A 3,641-nucleotide genomic window follows, 5' to 3' on the forward strand; every position below is an offset into this window, starting at 1 on the left:
TGAAGAAGATGATGGTGAGGCCAACCACCACGTCGATGACGGTGCACCCCTCGGCGTAAGCCCGCGGCACCACCTTGTTCGCCCGGTAGTGGAAGAGGTCCCATGCCGCGTGGCCGAGCCAACCGGCGGCCACCAGGTAGCGAGCCAGGCTCTCGTCCACCGACATCGCCACCACGACCAGAGCCACATAGGCGACGAAACCGCCGAGCTGCAGCGCCAGCATGCCGGGCTCCCGCAGCTGCTTGCGGGCGGCTCCGATGACCAGGTACGCCCCGGGAAGGACGAGCATGAGCACCGGCGCGGGAACGAACGGTTCCACCCAGTTGTCGATGGTCACGACGAGGGCCAGCCACGTCGGCCACCGGCGTACCATAGCGGCGGCGAACCGGCCGGACGCGGTGGTGGGCGCCGGAGCCGGGGCGTGACCGCGGTGGTCCCGGGTGTACTCGTCGCGACGGCGGAGCATCGCGACGACCATGGCGGGCAGCATCAGCACATGCCCGTAGATCAGGAGGGCGTCGCCGGAGAGTATCCCGGCCCAGAACGGTACGAGTAGCAGGAGGATGGGCGCGACCATCGCCGCGCCCATCTCGGCGATGGCGGGCCAGTGGTGCCCTCGGTAGCGCATCCACACTGACATGCCGAGCGTCATGTCGATGGCCATGGTGAGGGCGCCGACGTCGGCCCGCCCGAACAGGGCGTCCCACCCCAGCGACGAGGTGACCACCGTCCACACGGGGCCGAACAGCACCATCCCGGCGATCATCGCGATCACCATCTCGACAAGGTGCCGGAGGAACAGCAGGGCTGGGCGATGCCGGTCAGTGGATCGCGTGCTGAGGCGTTCCGCGGCGCGGGGGGCGTCGTCATTCATGATGTCGTCCATGAACCCAGCGTGCTGACGGCACGGCTCAACCCACACCCTCGTCATGTCACCGGTCGACCATGCGGATCACATGGCCGACCTGTGCATGCCCGGCCGGTCAGACGAGCGCGGCCACCGAGGCCCCGCGCCGGTACGCCAGGGTGACCGCGGCCACCCGTCGCCCGAGCGCGCTCGCCGTACGCAGGTCGGTGGCCGGCGGCGCGATCTCCGGGCCGACGTCGGCGTCGGACTGGGCCATCGCCCCCAGCCAACTGCCCAGCCGGTTGAGGTCCTCCACCGAACCGCCCGTGGTCGACCAGCCGCCCGTCTCGGCGAGCCCGACCCAGATCATGCCGTGCTGGGCGGCGAGAATCGTGAAGTCGACCAGGGTGTTGAGTTTGTCGCCGCTCATGCAGCCGCTGTTGGTGAACCCCGCCGCGATCTTGTCCTTCCAGCGCATATTGTTCCTCAGCGCGACCGTGGTCCCTTCGGCGAAGGTCTTGAACGCCGCCGACGGGCTGCCCATGTAGGTCGGGGCGCCGAACACGATCGCGTCCGCGGCGTCGAGGCTCGACCACAGCGAGTCGTTGAGCTCGTCGACCGCCAGCAACTCCGCCGTGGTCCCCGCCACTTCCCGCGCGCCCTCGGCCACGGCCTCGGCCTGCCGGGCGGTGTGTCCGTAGCCGCTGTGGAAGGCCACCGCCACCCGCACCGAAGCAGGCTCGCTGGTCAGGAAATCAAACATGTCATCCCCTTGGTAGTTGTTCGTGTGTTGACGCCTGGCTGACCCAGGCTCGGCCTGGCGACGACCTCGACCGGCTAAACTGGCGGCTCTGGATGTCAGGGGCACGGCACATGCGCCCGACCAGCAGACGATCGCTCACTCGATCACCGAGCAAGGACCTCACCGCGTCGCTGATATGACGAAACGCGACGAGGAAAGGTGACCGATGGACGAGCACAACCTGTTGGCGGAGCGATTCGAGACCCATCGCGGCCACTTGCGGACCGTGGCCTACCGGATGCTCGGCTCACTGAACGACGCGGACGACGCCGTCCAGGAGACCTGGTTGCGGCTCAACCGCTCCGACACCAGCGAGGTCGAGAACCTGGCGGGCTGGCTGACGAAGGTCGTCGCCCGCGTGTGCCTCGACATGCTTCGCTCCCGTACGGCACGACGCGACGACCCGGTGGGCTGGGTCGTTCCCGAACCGGCCCCGACCGGCCGCCAGACGGACCCCGAACAGGAAGCGCTGCTGGCCGAGTCGGTCGGCCTCGCCCTCCTGGTGGTGCTGGAGAGGCTGACACCCGCGGAGCGGATCGCCTTCGTGCTGCACGACATGTTCGCCGTACCCTTCGACGAGATCGCCGCCATCGTGGAACGGTCGACCGATTCCGCCAAGAAGCTCGCCAGCCGCGCCCGCCAGCGGGTGAAGGGCACCGCCGCGGTCCCCGATGTCGATCTCTTCTGGCACCGCCAGGTCGTCGACGCCTTCCTCGCCGCCGCGCGCGGGCGTGACCTCAACGGGCTGCTCGCGGTTCTCGACCCGGGCGTCGTCCGCCGGGCCGAGCGCGCCTTGCTGCCGCCGGGTACGCCGACCGTGGTCCGCGGTGCGCGAGCCGTGGTGGAGGAGACGGTCGTCCTCGCAGAGAAGGCACGGTTCGCGGAGGTGGCGCTCGTGAACGGAGTTCCGGGCATCCTGGTGGCCCCGGGCGGCCGGTTGCTCATCGCCCTCACCATCACGATCACGGACGGGAAGATCACCGAGTACGAGGTGATCGCCGACCCGGCCCGCCTGCGCCAACTCGACCTGGCCGTCCTCCCACAAGTGCCATAACGGACCATCGGGTACGATCTCGGCTTCACGGACCGCGCGGACCGATCGCCACTGTCCCGTCCGCGCATCCAGGCGGTGCCGAAGGGCAGGCGACTCCACGCTGTCGGCGCGCCCACCTGGAGAACCTGGAGGACTGGCCATGCCCTGGCTGACACAGTTAGCCGAGATCGCCCGCCGTACCGGCTACCCGGTGACCGAGGTCCCCGGTTGGAAGAGCCGTGGCCACGGGCCGCAGCCCGCGGTGAAGGGCATCGTCTGCCACCACACCGCGGGCGCGACCGCGGGCGGCGACTATCCGTCACTGCGCGTGGTACGCGACGGGCGGCCCGGCCTGGACGGCCCGCTCAGCCAGTTCGGGCTCGGCCGCTCCGGACGCATCTACGTGATCGCCGCCGGACGGTGCTGGCACAACGCGCCGTCGACCAGCGCGCGGCACAACAACAGCAGCTCGCTCGGGATCGAAGCCGAGAACGACGGCCGCCAGCCCTGGCCCACTCCCCAGCTCGACGCCTACCAGAGGCTGTGCGCGGAGCTGTGCGCGGAGTTCGGGCTGACCTCCGCCGCGGTGAAGGGCCACAAGGAGGTCAACCGGCAGAAACCCGACCCGCACTCCCTCAGCATGAACGACTTCCGTACGGCGGTCGCGGCCCTGATCAAGGGCGAGCCCCCCCTGTCGTGGACGGAGAAGCTCTTGAAGAACCTGCCCGTGCTCAGACTCGGCGACGACAACTTCGACGTGAAGACGCTGCGCGCCAACCTGTTCGCCCGCGGCTTCGTCCCCGCCTCGGCGTACAGCACACCCCTGGACTTGAAGGCGTGGCTGGAGCGCACCGACTACGACCCGCAACTGGCCGCGCTGGTCGGGACGTTCCAGAAGAGCAAGGGCCTGAACGACGACCAGATATGCGGCCCGGATACCTGGCCACCGCTGCTCCGCG

The 3,641-nt window shown here is 69.4% G+C and carries 4 protein-coding genes; 2 read left to right on the forward strand and 2 right to left on the reverse strand.

Annotated elements, in window-relative coordinates; genetic code table 11:
* Nucleotides 1-886: hypothetical protein (locus ABZ911_RS43000; RefSeq protein WP_358070449.1), on the reverse strand; the 886-nt coding region annotated here is incomplete at its 3' end.
* 97 nt (nucleotides 887-983) lie between these two features.
* On the reverse strand, nucleotides 984-1,610 hold the full coding sequence (locus ABZ911_RS43005; protein WP_358070451.1) for a flavodoxin family protein: 627 nt from the start codon (nucleotides 1,608-1,610) through the stop codon (nucleotides 984-986).
* A 205-nt stretch (nucleotides 1,611-1,815) separates the two neighbouring features.
* Here ABZ911_RS43005 and ABZ911_RS43010 point away from each other — a divergent pair, with 205 nt between their 5' ends.
* Both ABZ911_RS43010 and ABZ911_RS43015 read left to right on the forward strand, forming a co-directional pair.
* Complete coding sequence (locus ABZ911_RS43010) at nucleotides 1,816-2,703, forward strand: sigma-70 family RNA polymerase sigma factor (protein ID WP_358070453.1); 888 nt, start codon at nucleotides 1,816-1,818, stop codon at nucleotides 2,701-2,703.
* A gap of 139 nt (nucleotides 2,704-2,842) precedes the next feature.
* Nucleotides 2,843-3,641 (forward strand): N-acetylmuramoyl-L-alanine amidase (locus ABZ911_RS43015; RefSeq protein WP_358070456.1); only part of this gene is annotated, 799 nt, incomplete at its 3' end.

Source organism: Nonomuraea sp. NPDC046570, from assembly GCF_040645915.1.
GTDB lineage: Bacteria > Actinomycetota > Actinomycetes > Streptosporangiales > Streptosporangiaceae > Nonomuraea.